This is a genomic window from Hungatella effluvii, assembly GCF_003201875.1.
Lineage (GTDB): Bacteria > Bacillota > Clostridia > Lachnospirales > Lachnospiraceae > Hungatella > Hungatella effluvii.
Genome location: NZ_QJKD01000022.1, coordinates 1 through 24,748, shown reverse-complemented (window position 1 = coordinate 24,748; position 24,748 = coordinate 1). Strand labels below are relative to the sequence as shown.

The 24,748-nt window shown below is 48.2% G+C and carries 30 protein-coding genes; 28 read left to right on the top strand and 2 right to left on the bottom strand.

Features of this window, described 5'->3' with window-relative positions; all coding sequences use genetic code 11:
- Positions 1–15 precede the first annotated feature (15 nt).
- The 3 genes from DFR60_RS26765 to DFR60_RS26755 all read left to right on the top strand — a co-directional run bounded on the left by DFR60_RS26765 (position 16) and on the right by DFR60_RS26755 (position 3,377).
- A complete protein-coding gene (locus tag DFR60_RS26765; protein ID WP_110325994.1) occupies positions 16–666 on the top strand; it encodes a flagellar brake protein in 651 nt (216 codons plus the stop codon).
- A gap of 114 nt (positions 667–780) precedes the next feature.
- Positions 781–1,698, top strand: coding sequence for a M15 family metallopeptidase (locus DFR60_RS26760; RefSeq protein ID WP_110325992.1), 918 nt, complete (start codon positions 781–783; stop codon positions 1,696–1,698).
- 203 nt (positions 1,699–1,901) lie between these two features.
- Positions 1,902–3,377, top strand: coding sequence for a flagellin N-terminal helical domain-containing protein (locus DFR60_RS26755; RefSeq protein ID WP_110325990.1), 1,476 nt, complete (start codon positions 1,902–1,904; stop codon positions 3,375–3,377).
- 156 nt (positions 3,378–3,533) lie between these two features.
- On the opposite strand, the gene DFR60_RS31045 is transcribed toward DFR60_RS26755, so the two are convergent.
- Both DFR60_RS31045 and DFR60_RS26750 read right to left on the bottom strand, forming a co-directional pair.
- Entirely contained in the window at positions 3,534–3,776 is a 243-nt protein-coding gene (locus DFR60_RS31045; protein WP_243005192.1) for a hypothetical protein, read from the bottom strand.
- Positions 3,752–4,543 carry a transposase gene (locus DFR60_RS26750; RefSeq protein WP_243005191.1) on the bottom strand — a complete coding sequence of 264 codons (792 nt, stop codon included), beginning with the start codon at positions 4,541–4,543 and terminating at the stop codon, positions 3,752–3,754. The genes DFR60_RS31045 and DFR60_RS26750 overlap by 25 nt, the downstream gene beginning before the upstream one ends.
- A gap of 551 nt (positions 4,544–5,094) precedes the next feature.
- Here DFR60_RS26750 and DFR60_RS26745 point away from each other — a divergent pair.
- From DFR60_RS26745 to DFR60_RS26625, 25 genes are all read left to right on the top strand, one after another.
- Positions 5,095–5,940, top strand: a complete 846-nt coding sequence (locus DFR60_RS26745; RefSeq protein WP_110325988.1) for a pyridoxamine kinase — start codon at positions 5,095–5,097, stop codon at positions 5,938–5,940.
- A 127-nt stretch (positions 5,941–6,067) separates the two neighbouring features.
- Positions 6,068–6,841 carry a ParA family protein gene (locus DFR60_RS26740; protein WP_002605093.1) on the top strand — a complete coding sequence of 258 codons (774 nt, stop codon included), beginning with the start codon at positions 6,068–6,070 and terminating at the stop codon, positions 6,839–6,841.
- Complete coding sequence (locus tag DFR60_RS26735) at positions 6,834–7,322, top strand: late competence development ComFB family protein (RefSeq protein ID WP_110325986.1); 489 nt, start codon at positions 6,834–6,836, stop codon at positions 7,320–7,322. Before DFR60_RS26740 ends, DFR60_RS26735 begins: the two co-directional genes overlap by 8 nt.
- Positions 7,323–7,563: 241 nt before the next feature.
- Positions 7,564–7,866, top strand: coding sequence for a flagellar biosynthesis anti-sigma factor FlgM (gene flgM / locus DFR60_RS26730; RefSeq protein ID WP_110325984.1), 303 nt, complete (start codon positions 7,564–7,566; stop codon positions 7,864–7,866).
- A gap of 13 nt (positions 7,867–7,879) precedes the next feature.
- Entirely contained in the window at positions 7,880–8,326 is a 447-nt protein-coding gene (gene flgN, locus DFR60_RS26725) for a flagellar export chaperone FlgN (protein ID WP_110325982.1), read from the top strand.
- Between the two features lie 28 nt (positions 8,327–8,354).
- Positions 8,355–9,830, top strand: coding sequence for a flagellar hook-associated protein FlgK (gene flgK, locus DFR60_RS26720; protein WP_110325980.1), 1,476 nt, complete (start codon positions 8,355–8,357; stop codon positions 9,828–9,830).
- 10 nt (positions 9,831–9,840) lie between these two features.
- Positions 9,841–10,824, top strand: coding sequence for a flagellin N-terminal helical domain-containing protein (locus tag DFR60_RS26715; protein WP_110325978.1), 984 nt, complete (start codon positions 9,841–9,843; stop codon positions 10,822–10,824).
- A gap of 24 nt (positions 10,825–10,848) precedes the next feature.
- Positions 10,849–11,439: a DUF6470 family protein gene (locus DFR60_RS26710; RefSeq protein ID WP_110325976.1), complete on the top strand. Its 591-nt coding sequence runs from the start codon at positions 10,849–10,851 to the stop codon at positions 11,437–11,439.
- 27 nt (positions 11,440–11,466) lie between these two features.
- Positions 11,467–11,913, top strand: a complete 447-nt coding sequence (fliW, locus tag DFR60_RS26705) for a flagellar assembly protein FliW (RefSeq protein WP_002605086.1) — start codon at positions 11,467–11,469, stop codon at positions 11,911–11,913.
- Complete coding sequence (gene csrA / locus DFR60_RS26700) at positions 11,907–12,185, top strand: carbon storage regulator CsrA (RefSeq protein WP_025531624.1); 279 nt, start codon at positions 11,907–11,909, stop codon at positions 12,183–12,185. The genes fliW and csrA overlap by 7 nt, the downstream gene beginning before the upstream one ends.
- Positions 12,172–12,648, top strand: a complete 477-nt coding sequence (locus tag DFR60_RS26695; protein WP_002605084.1) for a hypothetical protein — start codon at positions 12,172–12,174, stop codon at positions 12,646–12,648. Before csrA ends, DFR60_RS26695 begins: the two co-directional genes overlap by 14 nt.
- A gap of 11 nt (positions 12,649–12,659) precedes the next feature.
- Complete coding sequence (gene fliD / locus DFR60_RS26690) at positions 12,660–15,491, top strand: flagellar filament capping protein FliD (protein WP_110325974.1); 2,832 nt, start codon at positions 12,660–12,662, stop codon at positions 15,489–15,491.
- Between the two features lie 16 nt (positions 15,492–15,507).
- A complete protein-coding gene (fliS, locus tag DFR60_RS26685) occupies positions 15,508–15,888 on the top strand; it encodes a flagellar export chaperone FliS (RefSeq protein WP_002605082.1) in 381 nt (126 codons plus the stop codon).
- Between the two features lie 16 nt (positions 15,889–15,904).
- Positions 15,905–16,261, top strand: coding sequence for a flagellar basal body rod protein FlgB (locus DFR60_RS26680; RefSeq protein WP_110325972.1), 357 nt, complete (start codon positions 15,905–15,907; stop codon positions 16,259–16,261).
- Positions 16,262–16,273: 12 nt separating this feature from the next.
- Complete coding sequence (gene flgC / locus DFR60_RS26675) at positions 16,274–16,708, top strand: flagellar basal body rod protein FlgC (RefSeq protein ID WP_110325970.1); 435 nt, start codon at positions 16,274–16,276, stop codon at positions 16,706–16,708.
- Between the two features lies 1 nt (position 16,709).
- Positions 16,710–17,561, top strand: coding sequence for an OmpA/MotB family protein (locus DFR60_RS26670; protein ID WP_110325968.1), 852 nt, complete (start codon positions 16,710–16,712; stop codon positions 17,559–17,561).
- Entirely contained in the window at positions 17,558–18,445 is an 888-nt protein-coding gene (locus DFR60_RS26665) for a flagellar motor switch protein FliM (RefSeq protein ID WP_002605078.1), read from the top strand. The genes DFR60_RS26670 and DFR60_RS26665 overlap by 4 nt, the downstream gene beginning before the upstream one ends.
- Positions 18,446–18,459: 14 nt before the next feature.
- On the top strand, positions 18,460–19,416 hold the full coding sequence (locus DFR60_RS26660; protein WP_110325967.1) for a FliM/FliN family flagellar motor switch protein: 957 nt from the start codon (positions 18,460–18,462) through the stop codon (positions 19,414–19,416).
- Position 19,417: 1 nt separating this feature from the next.
- Entirely contained in the window at positions 19,418–19,792 is a 375-nt protein-coding gene (gene fliO, locus DFR60_RS26655; protein WP_002605076.1) for a flagellar biosynthetic protein FliO, read from the top strand.
- A 137-nt stretch (positions 19,793–19,929) separates the two neighbouring features.
- On the top strand, positions 19,930–20,568 hold the full coding sequence (fliP, locus tag DFR60_RS26650; protein WP_432764131.1) for a flagellar type III secretion system pore protein FliP: 639 nt from the start codon (positions 19,930–19,932) through the stop codon (positions 20,566–20,568).
- Between the two features lie 16 nt (positions 20,569–20,584).
- Positions 20,585–20,848 carry a flagellar biosynthesis protein FliQ gene (gene fliQ / locus DFR60_RS26645; RefSeq protein ID WP_025532318.1) on the top strand — a complete coding sequence of 88 codons (264 nt, stop codon included), beginning with the start codon at positions 20,585–20,587 and terminating at the stop codon, positions 20,846–20,848.
- Between the two features lie 15 nt (positions 20,849–20,863).
- Positions 20,864–21,646, top strand: coding sequence for a flagellar biosynthetic protein FliR (locus DFR60_RS26640; protein ID WP_110325963.1), 783 nt, complete (start codon positions 20,864–20,866; stop codon positions 21,644–21,646).
- A 43-nt stretch (positions 21,647–21,689) separates the two neighbouring features.
- Positions 21,690–22,751, top strand: coding sequence for a flagellar biosynthesis protein FlhB (flhB, locus tag DFR60_RS26635; RefSeq protein ID WP_110326073.1), 1,062 nt, complete (start codon positions 21,690–21,692; stop codon positions 22,749–22,751).
- 37 nt (positions 22,752–22,788) lie between these two features.
- Positions 22,789–23,505 (top strand): cell division ATP-binding protein FtsE, encoded by a 717-nt coding sequence (ftsE, locus tag DFR60_RS26630; protein ID WP_110325961.1) that lies wholly within the window; start codon positions 22,789–22,791, stop codon positions 23,503–23,505.
- Complete coding sequence (locus tag DFR60_RS26625; RefSeq protein ID WP_110325959.1) at positions 23,495–24,400, top strand: cell division protein FtsX; 906 nt, start codon at positions 23,495–23,497, stop codon at positions 24,398–24,400. Before ftsE ends, DFR60_RS26625 begins: the two co-directional genes overlap by 11 nt.
- Positions 24,401–24,748 lie beyond the last annotated feature (348 nt).

Below are 24,748 nucleotides of genomic sequence, written 5' to 3'. Positions count from 1 at the left end.
ACGGGGGTACGCGACATGGTTGACTTGTCAGACGGATATGTTGGATCTTCCTGTGTGATAAAGGCCAAGAACAATGATTTAATCACCATGGGGGTCATGCACCGGATTGGAAAGAATTTTATTGATATCGGCAGTTCGAGAAATGAACTTCCTTCCATACCGTATAATCTACTGGTCAAGATCGAGATTTATAACACACAGATCGGTTTTAAAGTGCTGATTGGGCGTGTTTATTTATCATCTCCAAAGCTGGCCCGTGTGATCGATTTGAACGAGGCGACAAATGATGAGCGTCGGGAGTATTTCCGTATCAGTACCAGGGACACGGGGGTCATCTATAACTGCATGCGAGGGGATGATATCCTAGATATGGAAGAGGAATCCACAGACTATAACGGTTTAAAAGTACATCTGGTAGACATCAGCCTGGGCGGACTCATGTTCCGCAGCCGGGAGGCGTTTAAGGTGAATGACCGTTTTAATATTGTGATACCTGCCATGGGGGACTCTATGCTCTTTACCTGTGAGGTGCGCAGAAGCGTGGACCGTCCAGATGGGGAATTTGGGTATGGCTGTGAGTTTATGGAGATGGCCACAAAGCAGGAGGATCTGCTTTACCGGTATATTTTGAAACGGCAGAGTGATCAGTTGAGACGGATTCGGTAGATAAAAGGACGCAGTGCGGGAAACGATAGGGCTGGCTGATTACGGACCTGTTAAAAAGGTGTGGCGGCTATGATAAATGGGCGTTAGTCTGGCAGGCAGGAGGAAGCGTAGTAGATGGGAAAGAAGAAGCCGGAGGACCGGAAGGTGGTTAGAAACCGGCGGGTTATGATATATACATTTTTACTGATTTTTATGCTTCTGTATATTTCTGCGCATTTTACTGTGCAGGAGCGGAAGACAGCGGAGGCGAAAAAGGGCACAGAAATTATGGCTGAAGCGGCGGTGGTTGATGGTGATAAAATGCTGGCAGCGCGTCCTGAAGAGGTTGTTACCGGAGATAATGCTGTAAGAAATGATATCAGGGAAGATGGTAACAGAGGTAACGAGATAGAGGAATCTGAGAAATCGGCAGATTATGAAATGGAACAGCAGGAAGAATTGGTAATAAATGCGGAAGATATGTGGTGTCTGATCCTGACAAATGCTGAATACCCGGTTCCGGAGGATTATGCGGTAACATTGAGAGATGTACCGGGAACGGATCAGAAGGTAGATGAAAGGATTTATGAACCGCTGATAAATATGTTAGAGGCCATGAAGGAAGAAGGCCTGTCCCCTGTGGTATGTTCTGGTTACCGGACGCTGGATAAACAGGAGAAGCTGTTTAACAGGAAAGTTTCCGCTTATGTGAAAAAGGGCCGTTCGAAGGAAGAATCATATGCACTGGCACGCCAGACCCTGTCAATACCCGGATCTGGAGAACACTGTCTGGGGTTGGCAGTTGATTTCTATACACGGTCCTATCACCAGCTGGAACGGGCATTTGAGAAAACTCCGGAAGGAAAATGGCTTCGGGAACACGCACAGGATTATGGGTTTACTCTGCGATATGATGAGGGAAAAGAAGAAATAACAGGGATTGAATATGAACCGTGGCATTTCCGATATGTGGGAATTGATGTGGCTCGGTATTTGAAGGAGCATAATCTGTCACTGGAAGAATTTTATATTGAAGAGAGCCTTTATGGATAGAGTGCACAAAAATCAAATTGATTTTTGTGCACTTTTACGATGAAGGAAAAGGTGAAATCGTCCGATATATATTACAGAGTGGAAAAGATGGTATGTCTTGGAAGCTCGGTCCAGTGTCAGACAGGGCCCGTCCGACATTGGAGATACTTATTTATTATGAGGGACAGGGAAGTCCCAATGTAAAATTACATGGAGGTAATATTATGAGGATTCAGCACAACATTATGGCACTCAATTCCAACAGACAGTTGGGCGTAAACAACAGTGCAGTAGCAAGATCACTGGAGAAGTTATCTTCCGGTTACAGAATTAACCGTGCAGGTGATGATGCAGCAGGTCTGGCGATCTCTGAGAAGATGAGAGCACAGATTAAGGGACTGGAAGCGGCAAGCGATAACTCTCAGGATGCTATTTCTTTAGTTCAGACAGCAGAAGGTGGATTACAGGAAGTTCATTCTATGCTTAATCGTATGACAGAACTGGCTACTAAGTCGGCAAATGGTACATATACTGATGATGTTGACAGGAAAGCTTTGCAGGATGAGATTTCCGCATTAAAAGATGAGATTAACCGTATTGCCGATGGTACCGACTTTAATGGAATAAAGTTGCTGGATGGTACGATGGGTGTTGGGACCAGTGGTGGCGCAGGTACTATCGCGGCACATGGAACGGGCCTTAATACAGCTTTTGGTGTAGAGGTTTCGGGGCCGAAAGGTTTAACAGTACAATTTGATACTGTTGCCGGAGGCGGCGGAAAATCAGTAGTAGCTAAATGGAATACCAGCGGCAAATTGACTATTGAGGTAGGTGGCGGAACTGGTGATTCCATTACTCAGGATGATATTGATCGGGCAATTGCAGCTGCTAGTGGTGCCCCGGACAATGCTAAGAACTTGAAAGTGACACTTAAAGATGATATAGGGTTCAGCGGTACAAGTGTTGCCCAGACAGATATAGGACATATTGATACAAAAGATCCTGTTCAGGCAAAGATAGTAACTGCGAGTGGAGTGACCATTACATCAAATAAGGCTGGAAATGATACAAGAAAAATAACATTATCTAATACTGCTGCTTCGACAGGTGTTGCAATCAATGCAGGAGGAGATATAACAATAGGGCTGGAGACAGGTAAGTCCTATACTGCGGCAGATTTAAATAAAATGTTTGAAGAAGCTGGTTTGGATTTGACAGCTAGTTTTGATGGCTCAAAGACTGGGGCGCAATTAAACGCAGCACAGGCGACATTAGCAGGTGGATCTGGTCTTTCAGCTGGTGGTGGTTTAACACTTCAAATTGGTGATACCAATGATACTTATAACCAGCTGGAACTCAGTATTGGTGATATGCATGTAAACGCATTAGATTTATCATCTGTTGATATTAGCACCAGAGACGGTGCATCCGCAGCCATGGCTAAGATCAAAACCGCCATTAACACCGTATCCACCAGCCGCGGTAAACTTGGTGCTATCCAGAACCGTCTTGAGCACACCATTAACAACTTAGGTGTTACCACAGAGAACATCACTTCCGCAGAGTCCCGTATCCGTGATGTAGATATGGCAAAGGAAATGATGAATTATACCAAGAACAGCGTACTGGTTCAGTCTGCACAGGCGATGCTTGCACAGGCCAATCAGCAGCCGCAGTCTGTATTACAGTTATTACAGTAATTATATTAATATTCATATTCCTTAAGGGGGGCGGTTTGTTTCAGACAGACCGCCCCCTTCAAACAATATAACGTGGATTAAGATATCACATATTAAAGTTAAATAATATTTCTATGAAGCGTTTATAGTCTATCCCGTATGTCTGTGTCGTCTATCTTAAAAATTATTACGCATTATCAGTGTTTCTCCTATCTGCAAGTCTGTCCAGTCCGGATGCTCATGAATCAAGTCTATCACTTCTTTTACATAGAAGTAATCCAGTTCCAGTTCATCAGAGATAATTTGTAAATTTTTCTTCTTAATATATTTTTTCCTGATTATAGCTACAATTTTAGCTTCTCCGTGAGTCCGTCCCTCCACTCTTCCCGCCTCAATCATTCCCAGTATTGCCTCGCACATATTGATTTTCCCCTTTCATCCCTATAATTATTCTTCATAAGTTCCAGTTCTTTCGAACCGGTTACCGTTGTTATGACGTCAAAGGCCTCCTCGTCCATTTTCTGAAATCGTTCTTTGTTCTCAAATGTAAATTTTTGTTCTTCAGCAGGGTCGCCGGAGCGTTGAATAAATCCAAATACTTCACGTAAATCGGTTTTAAAACGATCGATATCATGAAAACTTCTGATTTCAAGGACGTGTATTTTGTAATTGTTTAAGAAAACTTTCAGTTTATCCGGCAAGGTTTCGTATTCCAGGATTTGATAGAGTTCTTTCGCTCCATCATAAGGTTTGTCACCATAATAAATGCAGATGGTGATGACTGGGTAAACCTTATCGCAGATAGAGAAGCCGCCCAGAAATTCATCGCCCTGTAAATCTTTTCTGTCCCGGTGATGCTTTTGGATTCGACGCATCTGTTTATCGTAACCGGCTGCGTCTTCCAGCATAATCCGAATGGGCATGGCGTGATTCACTCGATCCTGATTTTCAAGGCCAATGATGGCAAATCCCAGACCCAATACTACTTTTCTTACAGAATCCCGGTATTTCTGAATCTTAAATCCGTCTTTGATTTTTGATAAAAATCCTATTATACGGGAATCCAGCTCCTGGATATCATCGCCCGAAATAACTCGTTCTCCGTCAAATATAAAGCCATTAATTAAATCCGCATAGCGGTCCTCGTCTTCAAAGTAACGAACCAGAGAAATATCCTTTTGCCCCATAGAATTCCCCTTTTCTGCTTGGCAGGGAAAAAGATCGGCAGACTCCTGGCACATGGCAGGTAAAATAGGAACATTTTCTGGTTTTGTTTTATAAAATACCGTAAAATGCAGCTGTCAGCGGGCCTTTTCCCAGTAACTATTTTTGAAAATACCCGGCGATACTGCCGGTATATGAAATATCATGATTTGCGTATTTGGCAGATGAAATGCCAAAGATAATATAAATATAGGTGAATTATACCATAAAAATGAGTGAAATACAATGGCTTTGTTATTATTTTAAACATAATTTTATAGGACATTTTTTTACCTATATTTAGAGTGAGAATATTATCGTGCTATATTTCAAATTTCCGGAATTATCTATCATTTCTCATCTGCCTATCTGCCCTTCAGCGCATCTCACCTCTCAACATTTAATTTTTCTATTCCTGCAGGCCGCCGCCACTATAACTGGACTGGTCATTTTCATACACTCTGGGTATTTATGACCAGTCCAATATTTGTTATACTTCACTGTAATAAGAATACATATAAGGAGGATTTGATAAATGAAACGAATCGTTACTCTGCAGGATATATCCTGTGTTGGCTGCTGTTCTATTACCGTTGCGCTTCCGGTTATTTCTGCTATGGGAGTGGAATGCGGTATCCTTCCAACGGCGGTGTTGTCCACGCATACGATGTTTAAGAGTTTTACCTGTAAGGATTTATCCGATCAGATTGCGCCGATCTCCGAGGCATGGAAGACGGAACAGATTTCATTTGATGGTATTTATACCGGTTACCTTGCATCGGCGGAACAGTGCGGGCAGATTTGTGATTTCTTTGATCAGTTTGCCACTGGGGAAAATCTGGTGCTGGTTGATCCGGCTATGGCGGACAATGGGAAGCTATATCCTGCATTTGATGAGAATTTTCCGGCGGCTATGGCGAAGGTTTGCGCGAAGGCGGAAGTGATTCTGCCCAATATCACGGAGGCCAGTCTGCTTACTGGTATGCCTTACCGTACGGATTATGATGAGGCTTATATCCGGGAAATGCTGGAGCGGCTGTTGGAGCTGGGATGTAAAACTGCTGTCCTGACTGGTGTCAGCTTTGAACCTGAAAAATTGGGAGTGGCCTATCTGAATCGTGACGGAGAGAGCTTTTCCTACTTTACTTATCGTTGTCCTCAAAGTTACCATGGAACTGGTGATCTCTACTCCTCGGTGGTATTGGGAGGTGTAATGCGTGGATTGAGCCTTGCGAGCGCGTTGGCACTGGCTGCGGATTTTGTCGTTCTCTGTATTGAGGCAACCGCTGCTTCCGGCAGCTCCAGATGGTATGGCGTGGAGTTTGAGTCTCAGATTCCGAGGCTGTGCGAAATGCTGGAGAAACACCTGAAGGAAGTGTAAGTGTGCCAAAATAAGCGGTAAATGCCTCTAACCGGAAGAAAAATCCAATTGTATGTTTTCCTGTTTCTTGCTATAATAACAATAATGTCATATTGTGTGGAAAATTGTAAGTTATGGGGGAATTCTCATGGCAGCTACCATTGCGTTGTCAAATCAAAAGGGCGGTGTCGGTAAGACGACATCGGCGTATGTGCTGGCCTCGGTATTTAAGTCAAAAGGCTACCGGGTACTGGCGGTGGATATGGATCCACAGGGGAATTTAAGTTTCAGTATGGGCGCTGAAACAGATGGCTGTGCAACGATTTACGATGTTTTGAAGGGAGAATTAAAGCCTAAGTATGCGGTTCAGAAATCGTCTTTGGTGGACCTGATTCCCTCCAATATTTTGCTCAGCAGTATTGAACTTGAATTTACAGGGGCAAGAAGAGAGTTCCTTTTGAAGATGGCCCTGGATTCGCTGAAGCCCTATTACGATTACATATTTATTGATTCTCCTCCGGCATTGGGAATTCTGACGGTAAATGCATTTACAGCGGCTGATTATATTTTGATGCCGATGCTGTCGGACATTTTCAGCCTGCAGGGAATTATGCAGTTAAACGAGACAATTGAACGGGTGAGAAGCTACTGTAATCCCGATATAAAGGTTTTGGGGGCTTTTTTAACAAAGCATAACCCGAGAACCCGGTTCAGCAGAGAAGTGGAAGGCACGCTTAATATGGTGGCTGCTGATTTGGATTTCCCGGTCATGAACGCCTACATCCGGGAAAGCGTGGCACTTCGTGAAGCCCAGTCGCTGCAGAAATCAGTGCTGGAATATGCTCCTGCCTGCAATGCAGTAAAGGACTATGAGAAACTGGCGGACGAACTCTTCCAAAGGGGGCTTGAAGCAAATGGCTAAGAGCAGATCAGAAATAGATAAAGAGATGATGTACCGGAAGATTATGCCTTCTGCCGCGAAAAAAGGAGGAAATGTCGTTCCCGGGGCAGATGAAAGCGCCGTCACCATGGAAACGGGAACTGCCGGACTTATGGGAACTATACCTCCTGTTCCGACTGCCGCCAGTATGGCGAAGGCTATTCGCCGGCCAGCTGTTTCCATTCCGGTAAAGGAAGAGCAGAATATGGTACTGGTCAACCTGATGGAGGAACTGGTTATATCGAAGCTGGATGCGACACTCGACCGCTTTAACTGCTGCAAATGCGATAAGTGCAAAAAAGATATTGCTGCTCTGGCATTGAACCGCCTGAAACCACACTATGTGGTTATGAATGAACAGGATGACGAACGCAGAAGAAAGAATGAGGAGATGTTCGCCTCAGAGGTGACCAGCGCACTGATTCAGGCAATCCTGATGGTGAAAAAGGAACCTCGCCATTGAATCACTTCAAAACAAACTATCTCAAAAACGAACCAGTCAAACGGCGCCGGCCTTAGAATTCATTCTCTGAGCCCTCCTGCCGCAGCAGGTTCGTTTTTTTATCCATAAAAGTGCGTCAACCCGCCAATAAATTCAAAAAAAACTAAAAAAATATCCCTCAAACTATAAAGTTTCCGGGATACCGTCCGATAAATATTATAGAGTTAGCAGAACAATCAGTGAGAGAAAGGAAGTCGGGGATATGGATGTGAAGGTTACGAGGAATTATTCCGTTTATCAAAATGCGGTAAACAGTGGCAGGCATACAGAAAAATCCGTTTCTGTCCCGGCATCGGCCGATAAAAAAATGCGTGGTGACGCCATCTGCATCAGCAGTGACGGCGCGAAAAAGAGCGAGGCATCGTCATTTGCGGCGACGCTTAGGAAGTCCATGGACGAGGGCGCCCCGGCGGATAAGATCGCGGCGTTAAAACAGCAGGTGTCCGAAGGCACGTACCAGGTGTCGGCGGAACAGATTGCGAAAAGGCTGATGAGCGGTTTATAGAGAGGGAAAAATATTGGAAGAAATAATTCGTTTTCTGACGGAATATACAGAAATGTTTGAAAAAATGGAACAGAAGCAGGTGGAAAAACTGGGACTTCTGATGACAAAGGAACTTGACAAGATCGAGGAATCCATCATGATGCAGCAGGCCATGGATAAACAGCTTCAGAATATGGAACAGAGACGTCAGGAACTGTTTGCGAGAACAGGGCTTACCGGAAAGACACTGCAGGAGGTCGCGGAGTCGTGCAGCGGAGAGGAACGGAAACAGCTGACAGACTTATACCGGCGTTTGGATGGGGCGATCGGTAATATCCGTTTTTATAATGAAAAGGCGGAAAGCCTGGCAAAATCGGAATTGGAAAAGATGGGACTGGATGCGCGGATGGTGGGAAATCCAACCGGTATCTACGGGAAGACAGTGGGACCCAAAGGCCAGCGGTTTGAGAAAAAGGTCTGATGGGAGACCGGTATAGGAGAGTGAAGAATTGAGACCGACATTTATGGGGCTGGAAACGGCCAAACGCGGGCTGATGGTGAACCAGAAGGCTCTCGATATCATCGGCAACAACATCAGCAATATCAATACAAAGGGCTATACGAGACAGCGCCTCGATACCGTTTCCGTACAGGTTTACGGAAGTGACAGGTTCCAGTACAGCTCCATACCGCTGGCTGGCCAGGGCGTGGACGCAAGCGGTGTGAGCCAGATCAGAAATCCCTACCTGGACACGAAATTCCGGGAGCAGTATTCGGATGTGGGTTATTTCGACCAGAAGGCCGCTGTCATGGAGCAGATGGAAGGTATCTTGAGTGATCCCGAGGTGGAAGGGACCGGTATCAAGGATGCACTTACCGTGCTTTCTCAGGCGCTGGCGGATTTCAGCCAGCATCCGTATCAGGAGACCAACGCCAATATTGTGCTGAATGCATTTAAGGGCATTACCCAGGTGCTGAATGAATATGATACCAATTTAAAAAGTCTGGAGGAACAGACGAAAAATGATCTGTCTATTGCTGTGGATGACATTAACACGAAGTTAAAACAGCTCAGCGATTTGAATAAGTCCATCGCCCACGAGATATTTGTCAACGACGATTACGACGGCGTGAACTACGGCCCGAATGATCTTCTGGATCAGAGAAATACCATTCTCGACGATTTGTCACGATACGGGAAGCTGGAAGTCATTTCACTGGATCAGGGAAGAATTCAGGTGAAGCTGGGCGGGAAGCTGGTGGTCGACGCCAACGGCGGAAATTACAGCAACGATGCGGTGAGAATCGGACTGGATGGAACCTCGCTTTCCTGGGGAGACGGGACGACGGCCAATCTGGGGGCGGGAGCGATCAAGGGATTTGAAGATATGCTGACCGGCAATAATTCATTGAACGCAGGAATTCCCTACTATGAGCGTAAACTGGACGATTTTGCGCAGACCATGGCCAATGTATTTAACAGCATGGTTCACGAGGATGATCCAAATAAGCCGGGACCGTTTAAGACTCTTATCCAGGGGGATTTTAATGGAAAGGTCAGCGCCGGCAATATCCGGATCAGTGATATGTGGACAAAGGATTCCGCCTATATTATCCGAAAAAAGAATCCGGATGGAGATCTCGATAATGAGGATATTCTCGCCATGAAAGCGGCTATGGAGAAGGATTTTGAGTTCGGGGAAGGCAGTGACAAATTTACTGGGACCTTCAGTGAGTTTATCACGGGATACACCAATACACTGGGAACCGATAAAAAGACCAATGACTCCAGGCTCAAGGCGTCTCTTGCAATTGCGGAGAGCGTGGAATCGGACCGCATGGGCGTGTCGGGAGTGTCACTGAATGAAGAAGGCATTAACATGATGACCTATAATAAGGCATACTCGGCACTGGGAAGACTGATGACAACCATGGATGAACAGCTGGATATGATTATCAACCAGATGGGGTTGGTAGGAAGGTAAAGAGGGGCATATGAGAATTACAGAAAATATGATGACGGCAATGTATAACAGGAACCTCCAGAGAAATGTAGCAAATCTGGCATCCTCAAACCTGAAGCTGACTTCTCAGAGGCAGTATAATCACGTTTCCGAGGACCCGGCGGCCGCAGCCAAGGCATTTACCGTGCGTGATCAGATCGCCAGGAGCGAAGAACACATCAATACAGTAAAAAATGCAGTGGGGGAGCTGGACACGGCGGATTCCAATATTGCAACGATTAATTCTATACTGGAGACCGTTTTCGAGAAGGCAACCAGGGCGGGAGGCGCCAGCAGCCAGGACAGTCTGGATGCGATTGCCGAGGAGCTGGGAGGACTGAAGGAAGAGATTCTTCAGACCATGAATGCCAGATATGGAGATAAATTCCTGTTTTCCGGTTCGGCAAACGGGGAGGCGCCATTTACGGTGGATGCGGATGGAAATCTGCTGTTTAACGGCAAGGCGGTAGACGCCTATGATCCGGATGATCCGGCTACCCATTTCAATGAAAATAAACCGGTTTATCTGGATATTGGCTTCGGAACCTACGCCAGCGGCACGAATACGGCGGGAACCGGAATCCGGATTTCCACATCGGGCGTCGATGTGCTGGGCTATGGTACCGATGATCAGGGACTCCCCAATAACCTGTACAGCCTGATCGGAAAGATGGAAGGTCAGTTGAAGGACGGAGATAAGAGCGGCGCCATGGACACGCTCACACAGCTTAAGAAGAAGCAGAGCAATATATCGATAGCAACCTCTGAGATCGGTACCAGGGAAAAGCTTTTAGACCGCACGAAGGATCGTCTGGAGAGCGGCCTTGTCAATCTCAAGGAGACCCAGAAGAATCTGGAGGCGGTAAGCGTGGAGACGGAGGCCGTCAATAACAAGTCTTATGAAACAGCCTGGATGGTAACCCTGCAGCTTGGATCCAGCATCATACCACCCTCGATTTTTGATTTCATGAAATAATATCAGGAGAAGAGGTGTCATGACATGAATGTATTGAAAATTACGACAACGCCCATCAGGTTGTCTATGACGTCGCAGCGGGCCAGACTGGACAGCGAGATTCCGGACCCGGAGATCGGCATCATACAGAACCCGGGGCGCCTGAATATGAAATCTGAAAATATTAAAGTAAATATTGATACCTCACGTTCCAGAGACAGCATGGGATTTAAGACGGCCAGGGGACTGATGAGTGATGCGGCCCAGGCGGGGCTGAAGGCCGCCGCCGATGCGACAGCCCAGTATTCGAGAGTCGGCAACCAGATGATGCAGATTCAGGATGGAGTCACCGTGGCGGATATCATGAAAAATCAGATGCTCGCGCAGACGAATGTGACGACAGGAATCGGATTTATCCCTTCCGTGGGAACGGATATTTCCTGGACTCCGGCGGATCTGGCCATTGATTTCGCACCGGCCTCCGTGAATTTCGAGCCGAAGGTACAGAAGACGGAATCGGTCTACGTGCCGGGCGAGCTGAATGTAAATGTGGAGCAGTATCCAAGAGTGGATATCGAGTACATAGGTGACCCCATGTACGTTCCGCCGAGTGCAAATCCGGCTTATGAAGAATAACATGGTGAAAGATGCGGAGGGAAAAACTTGAAGATAGAGACAAGAGATTTTGGAATCCTCGAAATAGAAGAGAAAAATATCATAACGTTTAAGCAGCCGATCTTTGGCTTTGAGGAGTTCACCCAGTTCGTTCTGGTCAATGATTCCAACATGGGAAATGGAATCTGCTGGCTGCAGTCGATTGAACAGAAGAGTGTCTGCTTTATCATGCTGAATCCCCTGGAGGTAAGGCGGGATTACGCACCGGTGGTCATGCAGGACGTTCTGATCATGCTTCAGGCAGTGCCCGAGGACGATTTAGACTGCTGGGTCCTCATGGTCATAGGGGAAACCTTCCGCAAATCTACAGTCAATTTAAAGAGCCCGATTATCATTAACCACAAGACGAATCTGGCGGTACAGGTGATTCTGGAACAGGATTACGCCATACGACAGCCCATTTTCAATGAGGAAGCGGGGGATGACGTATGCTGATACTATCCAGAAAAAAGGGCGAATCAATCAAAATCGGCGACGATATCGAGATATTCGTTACCGAGGTAAAGGGAGACAAGGTGCGTCTGGGTATATCGGCTCCCGAGGATATGAAGATCTGCCGTACAGAGCTGTATTTGACGGTTGAGAATAATAAAGAGGCATCGGATAAGGTCGATTTATTAAAGGTGTTCCAGTTGTCCAGAAATTTACGGGCAATGACGGCCGAAGAAGAGGAAGAGAAGCAGGAGGAAAATCATGGAGATGCTTGATGAGATGCGGAAACTTCTCCATGAGAAGAAAGCCTGCTTTCTTCAGTATGAGGAGGAGACCAGCCGCATCGCCTCGCAGGAATACAGGGAGGCGGAAGAGTTTGAGGCCGGGATCGCGGCCAGGCAGCGCCTGATCGAAGAGATAGACGGGATTGATGAGCGGATGAAGGCGATGAAGCATTTTTCCCCGGAGGGCAGGCGGCTCTATGAGATTTCGAAGAACAGGTGGGATTTCAGGACATTAAATGAAGAGGAACAGGCACTTTTTTCGGAGGGCCAGGAAATCTTCCGTGTGATATCGAGAATACAGGAGCTGGAGCCCGGCGCACGGGCCGAGATGGAACGGGTCAGGGATCTTCTGCAGGAGAAAATCAGGAAGAACAACACAAATACGAAATTTACAGGATATTTAAAACAGATGGACCAGGGAGCGAAGGGCATGCTCTATAATCAGAAAAGATAGGGGGAGGCGCGATGTCATCGACGTCATCGATTAATACCGTCAGCAACAGCGGCAATAAAAACTATATAGCAGGGCTTGCCTCCGGTATGGATACGGAAAGCATGGTACAGAGCATGCTGTCAGGAACCCAGTCCAAGATCGACAAGCAGACCGGACTAAAACAGCAGTTGGAGTGGAAACAGGATATCTACCGCAGCCTCATAACGAAGATCAATACCTTCAGCGATAAGTATTTCTCTTATTATGGAAGCGGCGACACGAACCTGATGAGCAGCAGCTTATACAATACCATGACCGGTGTCAGCAGTTCGTCGAATATCAAGGTCACATCGGTTTCAGGAAATGCGGTCAGCAGCATGAAGATTGACTCGATTGACCGTCTCGCCACGGCCTGTACTGTGAAAACGACGGGAAATGTGACAGGAGCACCGGTTGGCAGCGGCGCGGATTTAAGCCAGTTTACAAATGGCAGTACATATTCTTTCTCCGCTACGCTGGATGGGGTGAATCGTACAATCACATTTACGGCAGGTGCAGATGATACGGACACGTTAAAGAATATTAACCAGGCGCTGTATCGGAATTTCGGTACTGCGGTTGGTATGAAATATACACCGGCATCGGGAAGCAATAGCGGAACCATGGAATTAGTGCAGTTGGATGCAGCGGGAAATCCAACCTCCAATTCTGTGGACTCTTCGAGAAGAGTGATTATTCAGTCCTCAGGAGATGCGGATACCGTGAAAAATCTTGGATTTGGGACTGGATTCTCCAATAAGCTCGATTACGGAACTTCCCTGAAAAACATGAACTTTGCCAATAAACCCCAGGGCGGGAGATACGAGTTTGAGATTAACGGTGTGTCAATCAAGGGGCTGACGGATAATTCTACGCTGAGCGATGTCATCAGTGCCATTAATAACAGCGATGCGGGAGTGAAAGTGTCGTATTCTTCGGCGTCGGATAAGTTTATTATGGAATCGACTTCGACTGGCGATATCTCAAATATTAGTATGTCACAGACCTATGGAACGTTGCTTACAACGATGTTTGGTGTGGATGCGACGGGAGTTCAGTCATCACTGTTTTCAAAACGTATGGCAGGTGAAAAGGCTGAAGTTTTGGATTCAATCAGAACGGACTTAAATGCCGGTCATGATAAAAAATTTGTATTTCAGGTAGACGGTAACGCTGTGGAAATCAAGCTGGAAGGAAAAAGCGGGACTAATAATTATAAGACGAATCAGAGTGTGATAGATGCGTTAAACTCTCAACTTGATAAGAAATTAGGAACTGAAGCTGTTCGTTTTACAATTGAAACAAAAAATGACGCTGGTACCGATATTGACACTATTATTTTAGCTTCAAAGGAACATAAAATCAGCTTTGTACAAGATAATTTGGATAATGGAATAGCAGGAATACTCGGATTCTCGAGTGGGGAGAATAACCTTCTCGGCGCAGGTAATTCATTAAGAGCAGCGGGCTTTACCGGAACGATGTTTATTAATGGAAGAACATTAACCGAAAGCAGTAAAATTAGTGATTTAGTTAATGCTTTAGGTGCTGGAGCAGTGTACTCTGCAGATGGCCGTATTGAAATAAGTGGAAATACGACAATTAGTATTTCTGGAACAAATGATGATGGAAAAGCTGCAATTAAAAAACTGTTTGGTGCAGAGAATATAGCGATTTCACCAGTAAATGGCAATATTACTTCGAACGCTGCATCACAGGTCCCTGGATCGGGCGTCATTAATGTTAAAACTCATGATGGAACAGTTATTTCGGTTGATATGGCGAGTGGGAGTCCTGTTAATATTGATGACCTTAAAGCTGCTATTCAAAATGCAACCGGTGGGAATGTAGCATATGCTGATAACAAACTGACTATCACAGGTGGAACCCGGCTTGCCACAATATCCGGTACGGACGCTGCTTCCAACCAGTTTATTAAGGAATTGTTTGGAAATGATACCTACACTTTCAGCCCCCAAATGACCGCCCAAATCACTGCTGGCCAAAACGCTAAAATCACCGTCGACGGCGTTACCATGGAGCGGAATACCAATACCTTCGAATTGGATGGAATTACCATGGAATTAACGGGCACAACCGGTGCCGGTGACCCCCCAATTAGCTTGACTACGTCTCGGGATACTGATAAAATAATAGATAGTTTAAAGAGTTTTGTAGAAGATTATAACACTCTGATTGAAGAGCTGAACAGCTATGTGGCGGAGGAGGCAACTTACAAGAAGTACGCCCCGCTGACAGACGCCCAGAAGAAAGAGATGAGCGACCGGGAGATCGAACTCTGGGAGGAAAAATCGAAGAAGGGGCTCCTTCATAACGATTCCAACGTCTCCAGCTTTTTGAGTGATATGAGAATGGTGCTTTACAGCAGTGTAGAGGACGCGGGGCTTGCGCTTTACGATATCGGGATCGAGACATCCGATAACTGGCGCGACAATGGCAAGCTGATCATCGACGAGGAGACGTTAAAGTCCATGGTGGCGACAAATGCTGACAATATCCGGAAGCTTTTTACGGATAAGGAGCAGGGCGTCGCGGTAAAGCTGCAGGAGGCGATCAAGGAAGCAGCGAATGTCAGCAGCGGAAGTCCGGGAAGCATGGTTCGCTACGCGGGTACCAAGGATGTGCTGATTACCAGCAACACGATCTATGATGAGATGAAGCGCATATCCGAGACACTGTCGAAGTTAAATACCAAGTATGAACTGGAGAGGACCCGTTACTGGAAGCAGTTTAACGCCATGGAGCAGGCCATTTCCAACATGAACAGCCAGAGCTCCTGGCTGACCCAGCAGTTCTCATCATGATAAAGGAGTAATCATTATGCAAAACCCATATGCAAGATATAAAGAACAGTCTGTCATGACCATGACACAGGGCGATATGATCAATCTGCTGTTTGACGAGGTGATCAACCGCTTGAACAAGGGGCTCGTGAGCCTGGAACAGAACGATTATGAAGGAAGCAACGCCCATTTTAAGAAGGCGCAGGCTATCGTCACCCACTTATCAACCACACTGGATCACCAGTATGAGGTGTCGGGAGGGCTGGCTTCCCTTTATGAATATTTTAACTATCAGATCCTTCAGGCGAACATTAAGAAGAGTCCGGAACCGGTGGAGGAAGTCCTCCCCATGATTACCGAACTGAAGGAGGCATTTTCCCAGGCGGATAAGCAGGTTCGGATGGGACATACCGGATGAGATAAGGAGCGTACATATGCCATTATTTGAGGACGCAGCGTTTCGGGCGCTGCAGAGCGGGCTGGATGCGATGTGGCTGAAGCAGCAGGTCGCCAGCCATAACATCGCTAATGTGGAGACACCGGATTTTAAGGCGAAAAAGGTGGAGTTTAAGCAGGTGTTAAAAGAGGCGGTAGATGGGAACGGTCCTGTGTACCAGGCGGTCGTCGGAACAGATAACGACACGGAGGCCAGGCCGGACGGGAATAACGTACAGGTGGAAAAAGAGGAACTGGACTTATGGAAGGCGTACACCGAGTATTCAGCGATGACGTCCCGGATGTCGGGAAAGCTTTCCACGCTCAGATATGTGATTAACAATACGGGTAAATAAAAGGAGCGGCTTATGGGGTATTTGGATTCTCTCAATATAACGGGTTCGGCCCTGACGGCAGAACGGTTCCGCACGGATATCATCCTGCAGAACCTGGCGAACCAGAATACGACAAGAACGGCAGAGGGAGGCCCCTACCGTAGGAAACAGGTGGTGCTGCGGGAAAATCAGCTGGATTTTAAGTCCGAGCTGGGTAAGGCTATGACGAAGGCGGACCGCGGCGGAGTCTATGTGGAGGAAGTGGTGGAGAGCCAGAATCCTCTCGTTCCGGTGTACGATCCGGATCATCCAGACGCCAATGAGGAGGGATATGTCATGATGCCGAACGTGAACAGCGCTGAGGAGATGGTGGATTTGATGGCCGCCACCCGTGCCTATGAGGCCAATGTGACAGCGCTGAATATTGCAAAGAGCATGGCATTAAAAGCCCTGGAGATTGGTAAATAACATGAAGAAACGAAGAGAAGAAGGAGGCGGTCAGGAGTGGTTAAATACCTACGCGGATATGATAACCCTTGTCCTGACCTTCTTTGTACTGCTATACAGTATTTCCAATGTAAATATCAGCAAGCTGGAAGAGATCGCGGCGGCGATGCAGCGTCAGCTGGGAATTGAGACGACCAGCGACTTAGAGGATGTACCGCAGGATCTGAAGTATCCCAGCATCAGTGAGGGAGCCAATGCCCCGGAGGGAGAAGGTTCTCAGTTTAACACCGGCAGCGGAGCGGGATCACAGTCTGCCTCGTCTCTGGCCATGGCCGATATGGCGAAGGATATCCAGTCTTATTTCCAGATGGAGAATCTGGATGCCGTTGTTTCCGACAGCGAGAACGCGGTCTACATCCGGTTTAAGAATGATCTGCTGTTCGCCCCGGACAGCGCGGTCTTACAGGAGAACAGCAAATCCATGCTGGAGGCTCTGGGAATCATGCTGAAGGACAGGCAGGATGAGATTATGGCCATCTATATTAACGGGCACACGGCTCAGGCGGCTAATTCTCTGATCAACGACCGGCTGCTTTCCTCTGAACGCGCCGATAACGTGGCGATCTACTTAGAGGAGAATGTCGGGATGGAACCGAAGAAGCTGATCTGCCGCGGTTACGGCAAATATTACCCCATCGCGGACAACAGCACAAAGGAAGGGCGGGAGATGAACCGCCGGGTGGACATGATCATATTGGGAAATGAATATAAGGTTTCTGAGGATAACATAGACGGTATGGAGACGATGGATCCGCTGTTTCCGGTCGACATGCCGGCGGATATGAGCGGGGGACAGGAAGGTACAGCACAGTGATAAAGACATACGATTTTAAATCGCCCAAGAAATTTACGAAAGAGCGCATGAGCACGGTGGAGAACTTATATGACAGTTTTGCACGTGCTCTCGCACCGTATCTGACGGGACTGATGCAGTCCTACTGCGAAATAAGCGTAACGGGTATTGTGGAGAGACGGTATCAGGAATTCAGCAATTCAGTTCCTGACCGGTCTCTTTTTGGCATGATTACCTTAAGCCCTGACAACAAGGATTATAATGAGGCTCCTCTGGTGCTCGAGGTGGACACCAGACTGGCCTTTTTCATGATTGAACGCCTTCTCGGCGGCGCAGGCACGGAGTATGAGCTGAGCCGTGATTTTACAGACATTGAAAAGGCGATTCTCCAGTATTTACTGGGAAAGATTACGGAATTTATCGGTGACTCCTGGAAGGAATATCTGGACGTGGATGCGGCGCTGACCGGCCTTCAGACGAATCCTCACCTGCTTCAGGTGAGCGCGCCCGAGGACGTGGTGATACAGGTGGAGCTGGAGGTGCTGATCGATAAGCTTTCGGCGGTATTAAATCTGGTGATGCCGGCGCCTAACGTGGAGGAGCTGACTTCGAAGTTTGGGTATACCTACGCGGTCAGCCAGAAGAAGGACGAGGCGAAGCAGCTGGCCAAGAGAGGCTATATCGAGCAGCATCTGCTGGAATCGGAAGTGGAGCTGCGGGCGATTTTCCACGAATTTTCTCTGGATGCCCAGGATATTCTCCAGCTTCAGCCGGGGGACGTAGTGCCTCTCAATAAAAAAGTGGACAGCAGCATTGATATTTACGTGGAAGACGTGGCCTGCTTCGAGGCGAAGCTTGGCCATACGAAGCTGCGCAAGGCGGTCGAGATTAATAAGGTATTATAGCCGGGAGGAAGAGTATGGGATATTTGGATCAGGAAGCGTTGACAGAGCTTTTGGAAATGGAAGCGGTGCCTGTCTGCAATACGCTGGCTTCTCTTCTTGGCAGGAATGCCAGGGCGACGGTGACAGAGCTTGGCGAGACGGATATGGAGGCCCTGGCGGAATATCTGCCCCATTTCAATGTGGTGATTGAGGCAGAACGGACGGCCGAGGGGCTGCGTGTTCCGCAGCTGTATGTATTTGACAGGGCGGATATGGTGAAGATCTCCAATTTTATTATGGGGCTGCCGGTAAATACGGAGAGTCCGCTTGACGAGATCGCTTTAAGTACATTAAAAGAGGTGGCGTCCCAGTGTATGGGCGCGGCGATGGATGATCTGGGTGATTTCCTGGGGCGTGAGATGGGCGAGGTACTGACCCGTGTCACGGCATTTGACAGTGCGGAACGGATTCTGGATACGATCCGCCGGTGGGACAGGGAGCAGCAGCTGGTGCTGATCCGCCTCCATCTGGAGATCGACGGTGTTCTGGCGGCCGAGGTTATTGGAATCGCCACGGAGGAACTTCAGGAAATCTTCGGAATTCCGGTCATAGGACAGGAGACGGCAGCAGAGGAACCGGTGCAGGCGGAGGATCTGGCTTTTAAGAAAAAAGAGAAGACGGTATCGTTCCGGGAGGTGTCATTTCCGGAATTTAAGTATGTGCCTGTGGACAATCAGGTGGAAAGCATCGGTGAGGAGAGGAAAAAACTCCGGGAAATTACGCTTGACGTGTCTGTCCGCATCGGCGGTACGGTCTGCAGCGTAAAGGACATTCTGGCCCTGCAGAAGGGGCAGATTCTGACGCTGGATAAGCAGGCGGGTTCGCCGGCTGACGTGGTGGTCAATGGTAAACTGATAGGAAAAGGCGACGTTTTAGTGACAGATGAGAAGTTTGCCGCAAGAATTATTGAGATAGTCGGCAAGAGGGATTAATATGGCGGTTCTTAAAGTGTTATTTTATCTGATTGTACTGATACTGGTTCTCGTTCTGGCATACATCACCACAAGAATGCTGGGGAGAGGGATGAACGGAAGGCAGCAGTCCGGCGATATGAAGATTCTGGACCGCCTGGCGGTGGGGCGGGACAGCTACTTAATGATTGTCGATGTTCAGGGACGGATTCTGCTTGTGGGAGTATCTCCGGCCGGTATCACCAGACTGGAGGAACTGGAGACTTATGAGAAAAAGAGTCCGGCGGAGGTTTCGCCGGACTTTGCGTCTGTATTTACGGAACAGCTCAAAACGCTGGTCAAAAAAGACGGACGGCAGCAGGACGGAAGACAGAAGAGAAACGGGAGAGACTTATGATGAAGGGGAAAAGGAAAATTGCCAGGGGGCTTCTCTGTCTGGCGGCATTTATCAGGGTGTCCGCGGCATGCGGACAGATCGCATATGCGTCGGATATCTCTCTGACGCTGGAGGGAAGCTCCGGAAGCGGAAAGCCCATGGATATGCTGGATATCATGTTCCTGTTTCTTTTTCTGGCTGTGGTGCCGTCTCTGCTGATTATGATGACGAGTTTTACCCGGATTATCATTGTTCTCTCATTTCTGCGCAATGCGCTGGGCACACAGCAGTCTCCGCCTAACCAGGTGATGATTGGACTGGCTCTGTTTCTGACGCTGTTCATCATGAGCCCTGTGTTTTCCAAGGTAAATACGCAGGCTTACGAGCCTTATAAGGCAGGGGAGATCACGAGGGAGGAGGCGTTTACCCGGGCACAGGAGCCGATGAAGGAATTTATGTTAAAGCAGACGGAGAAGAAGAGTCTGGATCTCTTTCTCTCCATCTCAAAGGCTGAGGTGCCGGATGTGTCGGGAGGACCGGAAGCTTACATGAAACTGGGACTGACGGTGCTGGTTCCATCCTTTATTTTAAGCGAGTTAAATAAGGCGTTTACCATGGGATTTCTGATCTATATCCCATTTTTGATTATCGATCTGGTGGTGTCCAGCACCCTGATGTCTATGGGTATGGTGATGCTGCCGCCTACCATGATCGCACTGCCATTTAAGATTATGATGTTTGTTCTGGTAGACGGCTGGAGTCTTGTGATCAAGACACTGGTTGCCGGATTCCGATGATGAGGGGGTACATAGTATGACTGCGGACCAGGTGATGGAAGTGATGAAGGAAGCTATGATGGTTGCATTTGAAATAGCAGGGCCGCTGTTAATCGTCAGTATTGTCGTGGGTCTGATCGTTGCTATTTTTCAGGCGGCGACGCAGATTCATGAGCAGACGCTTACGTTTGTCCCAAAGCTTCTGGTGATTGCACTGGTGCTTCTGGCGCTGGGGTCCTGGATGTTTAAGGTGATGGACGAGTTTGTGGTGGAGCTGTTTGCGATCATGGCGTCGCTTTAACGCGGGGAATAGGCGATGGACAGCGGCGTTTTAGAGTATTTCGATGTGTTTTTGCTGGTGTTTGCGCGAATGGGCGGACTGATCTTTGTCCATCCGGTGTTTGCCAGGAGGGGGATTCCCGCCATGGTGAAGACCGGCCTGGTGCTGACGCTTAGCCTGGTGATCGCGCCGGCAGCGGCTCAGGGAATTACCGCCATACAGGCCTACAGCACCTTTCAGATGGCGGAGGCTCTGATCCGCGAGGTGATCATGGGGCTGGTGATCGGAAGCGTGTTCCAGCTGTTTTTCTATATGGTTTATGTAGCAGGAGATTTGATGGATACGGTGTTCGGACTGTCCATGGGCAAGGTTATGGATCCGGCGGGAGGTGTCCAGACCGCTATCTTAGGACAATTTATCAATGTGTTCTTTTTTCTGTATTTCTTTGCGACCGGCTGCCATCTTTTGACGGTGAAGCTGTTTGCCTATACGTATGAGGTGATACCCGTGGGGGCGGCCAGACTGGTGACTCAGGATATTGCCTGGTATCTTGTGAGTATATTCGGCAGCGTTTTTCTGATGGTGATCAAGCTGGCCCTGCCTTTTGTGGCAGCGGAGTTCGTGCTGGAGGTGTCCATGGGCGTGCTCATGAAGCTGATTCCCCAGATTCATGTGTTTGTTATTAATATCCAGTCGAAGATTCTGCTGGGTATTTTATTAATGATGCTGTTCGCGCGCCCTATCGGGGCGTTTATTGACTCTTATTACGGTATGATGATGAGTGAGGTACAGAAGGTCTTGATGATGTTCGCATCATAGGGCGTATCAGGTTTTATTCTGTATACAGAAGGGAGTGATGAACGTGGCGGCAGACGAAAAGACTGAGAAAGCCACCCCGAAACGGCGGCAGGACGAACGAAAAAAAGGAAATGTATTTCAGAGCAACGACGTCATCGCCGTCTGTTCTCTGCTGGTGCTGTTTAATTCCCTGAATGCGCTGGCCCCCAAGATCTACCGCACGCTGAAGACGGCTATGGAGCTGTTCTTTTCTTATGCTGCCTCCACGACGCCCCTGGCGGCGGACGATTTGTCCGACAAGCTGTTAAAGGCCATGCTCCTGTTCGGACAGGCGGCGCTTCCCTTGCTTTTTATCGGAGTGGCAGTCGCAGTGGTCACGACGCTCTTTCAGACTAGGATGTCATTCTCCACGGATGTCATGAAGTTTAAGATGGACCGGATCAGCCTTCTAAAAGGCTTTAAACGGATGTTTTCCATCCGCTCGGTGGTGGAGCTTTTAAAGGCGCTGATTAAGATTACCATCCTGGCCTGGGTGATTTACAGTTATATAGAGGGGAGAATCCACGAGTTTGCACGTCTGATGGACGGTACGGTACAGGCGGCTTTCGTGTACGTTGGGGACACTGCGGTGTCGCTGGTGAACACGGTGGGGGTCGCCTTTATTTTTCTGGCCGCCTTCGATTACTTATACCAGTGGTGGGAGTATGAGAAGAATCTGCGCATGAGCAAGCAGGAAATCAAGGAAGAGTACAAGCAGACGGAGGGCGATCCGCAGATCAAGGGACGGATTCGGGAGAAACAGCGCCAGATGGCGTCCATGCGTATGATGCAGAATGTCCCGAAGGCGGATGTGATCATCAGGAATCCGACCCATTTCGCGGTAGCGCTGGGATACGATTCCAATGCGAACCGGGCTCCCGTGGTACTGGCGAAAGGCGCGGATCATCTTGCGCTCAAGATTGTGGAGGTCGGCGAGGCCAACGGAGTTTATATTATGGAAGACAAGCCGCTGGCAAGGGGGCTGTATGCCAGTGTTGAGGTGGATATGGAAATTCCTGAGGAATTCTACCAGACCGTGGCGAAGGTGCTGGCATTTGTTTATAAGCTGAAGAAGAAAGACATCTGATCCCGGGGAAAGGTATTTAATTTCGTGGATAACCGTGATGGAAAAGAGGAGTACTGTGGATAACACCATGATTTTATTCGACAGAGTGATAAAGACATATGAAACGGGGCAAAAAGCCCTCGACGATGTGAGCCTTCAGATCGAAAAGGGGGAGTTCGTCTTTCTGGTGGGTAACAGCGGAGCCGGAAAGACGACGCTTCTGGAGCTGATCCTGAGGGAGACGGAGGCGGACCAGGGAAATATCGTGGTGAACGGCATTGATTTGAGGCAGCTGAAGGAGCGGCAGGTGTGCCGTTACCGGCGGTATATCGGCATGGTATTTCAGGATTTCTGCCTGTTTCCGGATTTTACGGTCTACGAAAATGTGGCATTTGCCCAGCGTGTCATCGAGGCGGACCATAAACGTATGCGGAGCCGGGTCATGGAGGTCTTAAGTCAGGTGGGCCTGGAGAAAAAGGCCGGATGTTATCCGGGACAGCTCTCCGGCGGGGAAAAACAGCGGACGGCCCTGGCGCGGGCGGTGGTAAACCAGCCGGTCCTTCTTCTGGCCGATGAGCCTACGGGAAATCTGGATCAGAAGAACGCGGAAGAGATTATGCGCCTGCTGGAGAAAATTAACCGTCAGGGTACGACTGTGCTGGTGGTATCCCATAACCAGGAGCTGGTGAAATACATGCATAAGCGTCAGATTGCGCTGCGGTATGGCAGGGTGATTAAGGATAACAGCAGGGGAGGTCTGATGTATGGCTTTTAGGACGTGGCTGTATTTATGCCGGCTGGGCTTTAAAAATCTATGGCATAACAAGGTTTACACGGCGGCCTCTGTTCTTACCATTGCGGCGTGTATTTTTCTCTTTGGCATCTTTTATATTGCTGTCTTAAATCTGGACGGCGTACTGCAGAAGACGGAGGAAGAGGTCTATGTGGCCGTGTTCTTCGAGGAGACGGTATCCCCTGAACGGGTGGAGGAGATCGGGGGCTTAATCCGTGAGAGACCGGAGGTCGTGAGAACGGTCTATACTTCTGCGGATGACGCCTGGGAGGGCTTTCGAAATGATTACTTCAAGGACGGCGAGCTGCTGGATGGAATCTTTGATGGGGATAACCCGCTGGCGGCGTCCAACCACTATCAGGTCTACATCGGAGGGATCGAACAGCAGGAGGGCTTCGTGGAGTATGTGAAAAATCTGGAGGGAGTCCGCAAGGTGACGCACTCGGCGGATACGGTGCGTGCGCTGCTGCGTATCAAGACGGTCATATCAAGGCTGATTGCGGGGAGCGCGGCGATTCTGCTCCTGATCTCCATCTTGCTGATTCACAACACCCTCTCCGTCGGTATTGAGTCTCAGAAGGGGAAGACCAGAGTCATGCGGCTGATGGGGGCCAGGGAAGAGTTTATCAGTGTGCCGTTTCTGGTGGAGGGTCTCGTTATGGGACTGGCAGGAATGTGCATCCCCCTTTTCCTGCTGTTTGCAGGGTACCGCTGGGGACTGGAGCTGGTGGCGGCCGGGCTCAATCTGTATGGCGGAGCTGTGAGTCTTCTGCCGCCGTCGGAGGTGTTTCCAAAACTGACGCTGGCGTCTGTGCTTCTGGGGCTGGCGACGGGAGTTGCGGGGGGCTGTTCGGTAATGGGGAAATTGAAGAAGTGAGTAAATCAGCGGCAGGATAACCGGATCAGGTTCCCTGCCGCTTAAAATATGATTGACGCCGGAGTATATATGTAGTATGCTGAATCTATCGTTTCGCACGGACATTCTGTCCGCGAAAATCTGATAATCTATGTTTTAACAAGTCAAAAAATTATCCAAATGCAGTGAAAAAATTGAATAGAGGCGGGTGATGCGGTTTGGTGAATTAAGATGGATACACTTGAATCTGTTGTCATATTAAAATATAATCCCGTCTTTGACACATGAATGAACGTATAAGTGCCACAACCCCTTTGAAATACTGGGCTTGTGGCACTTTGTACTCTCTTCACGAAATATAGTAATGTT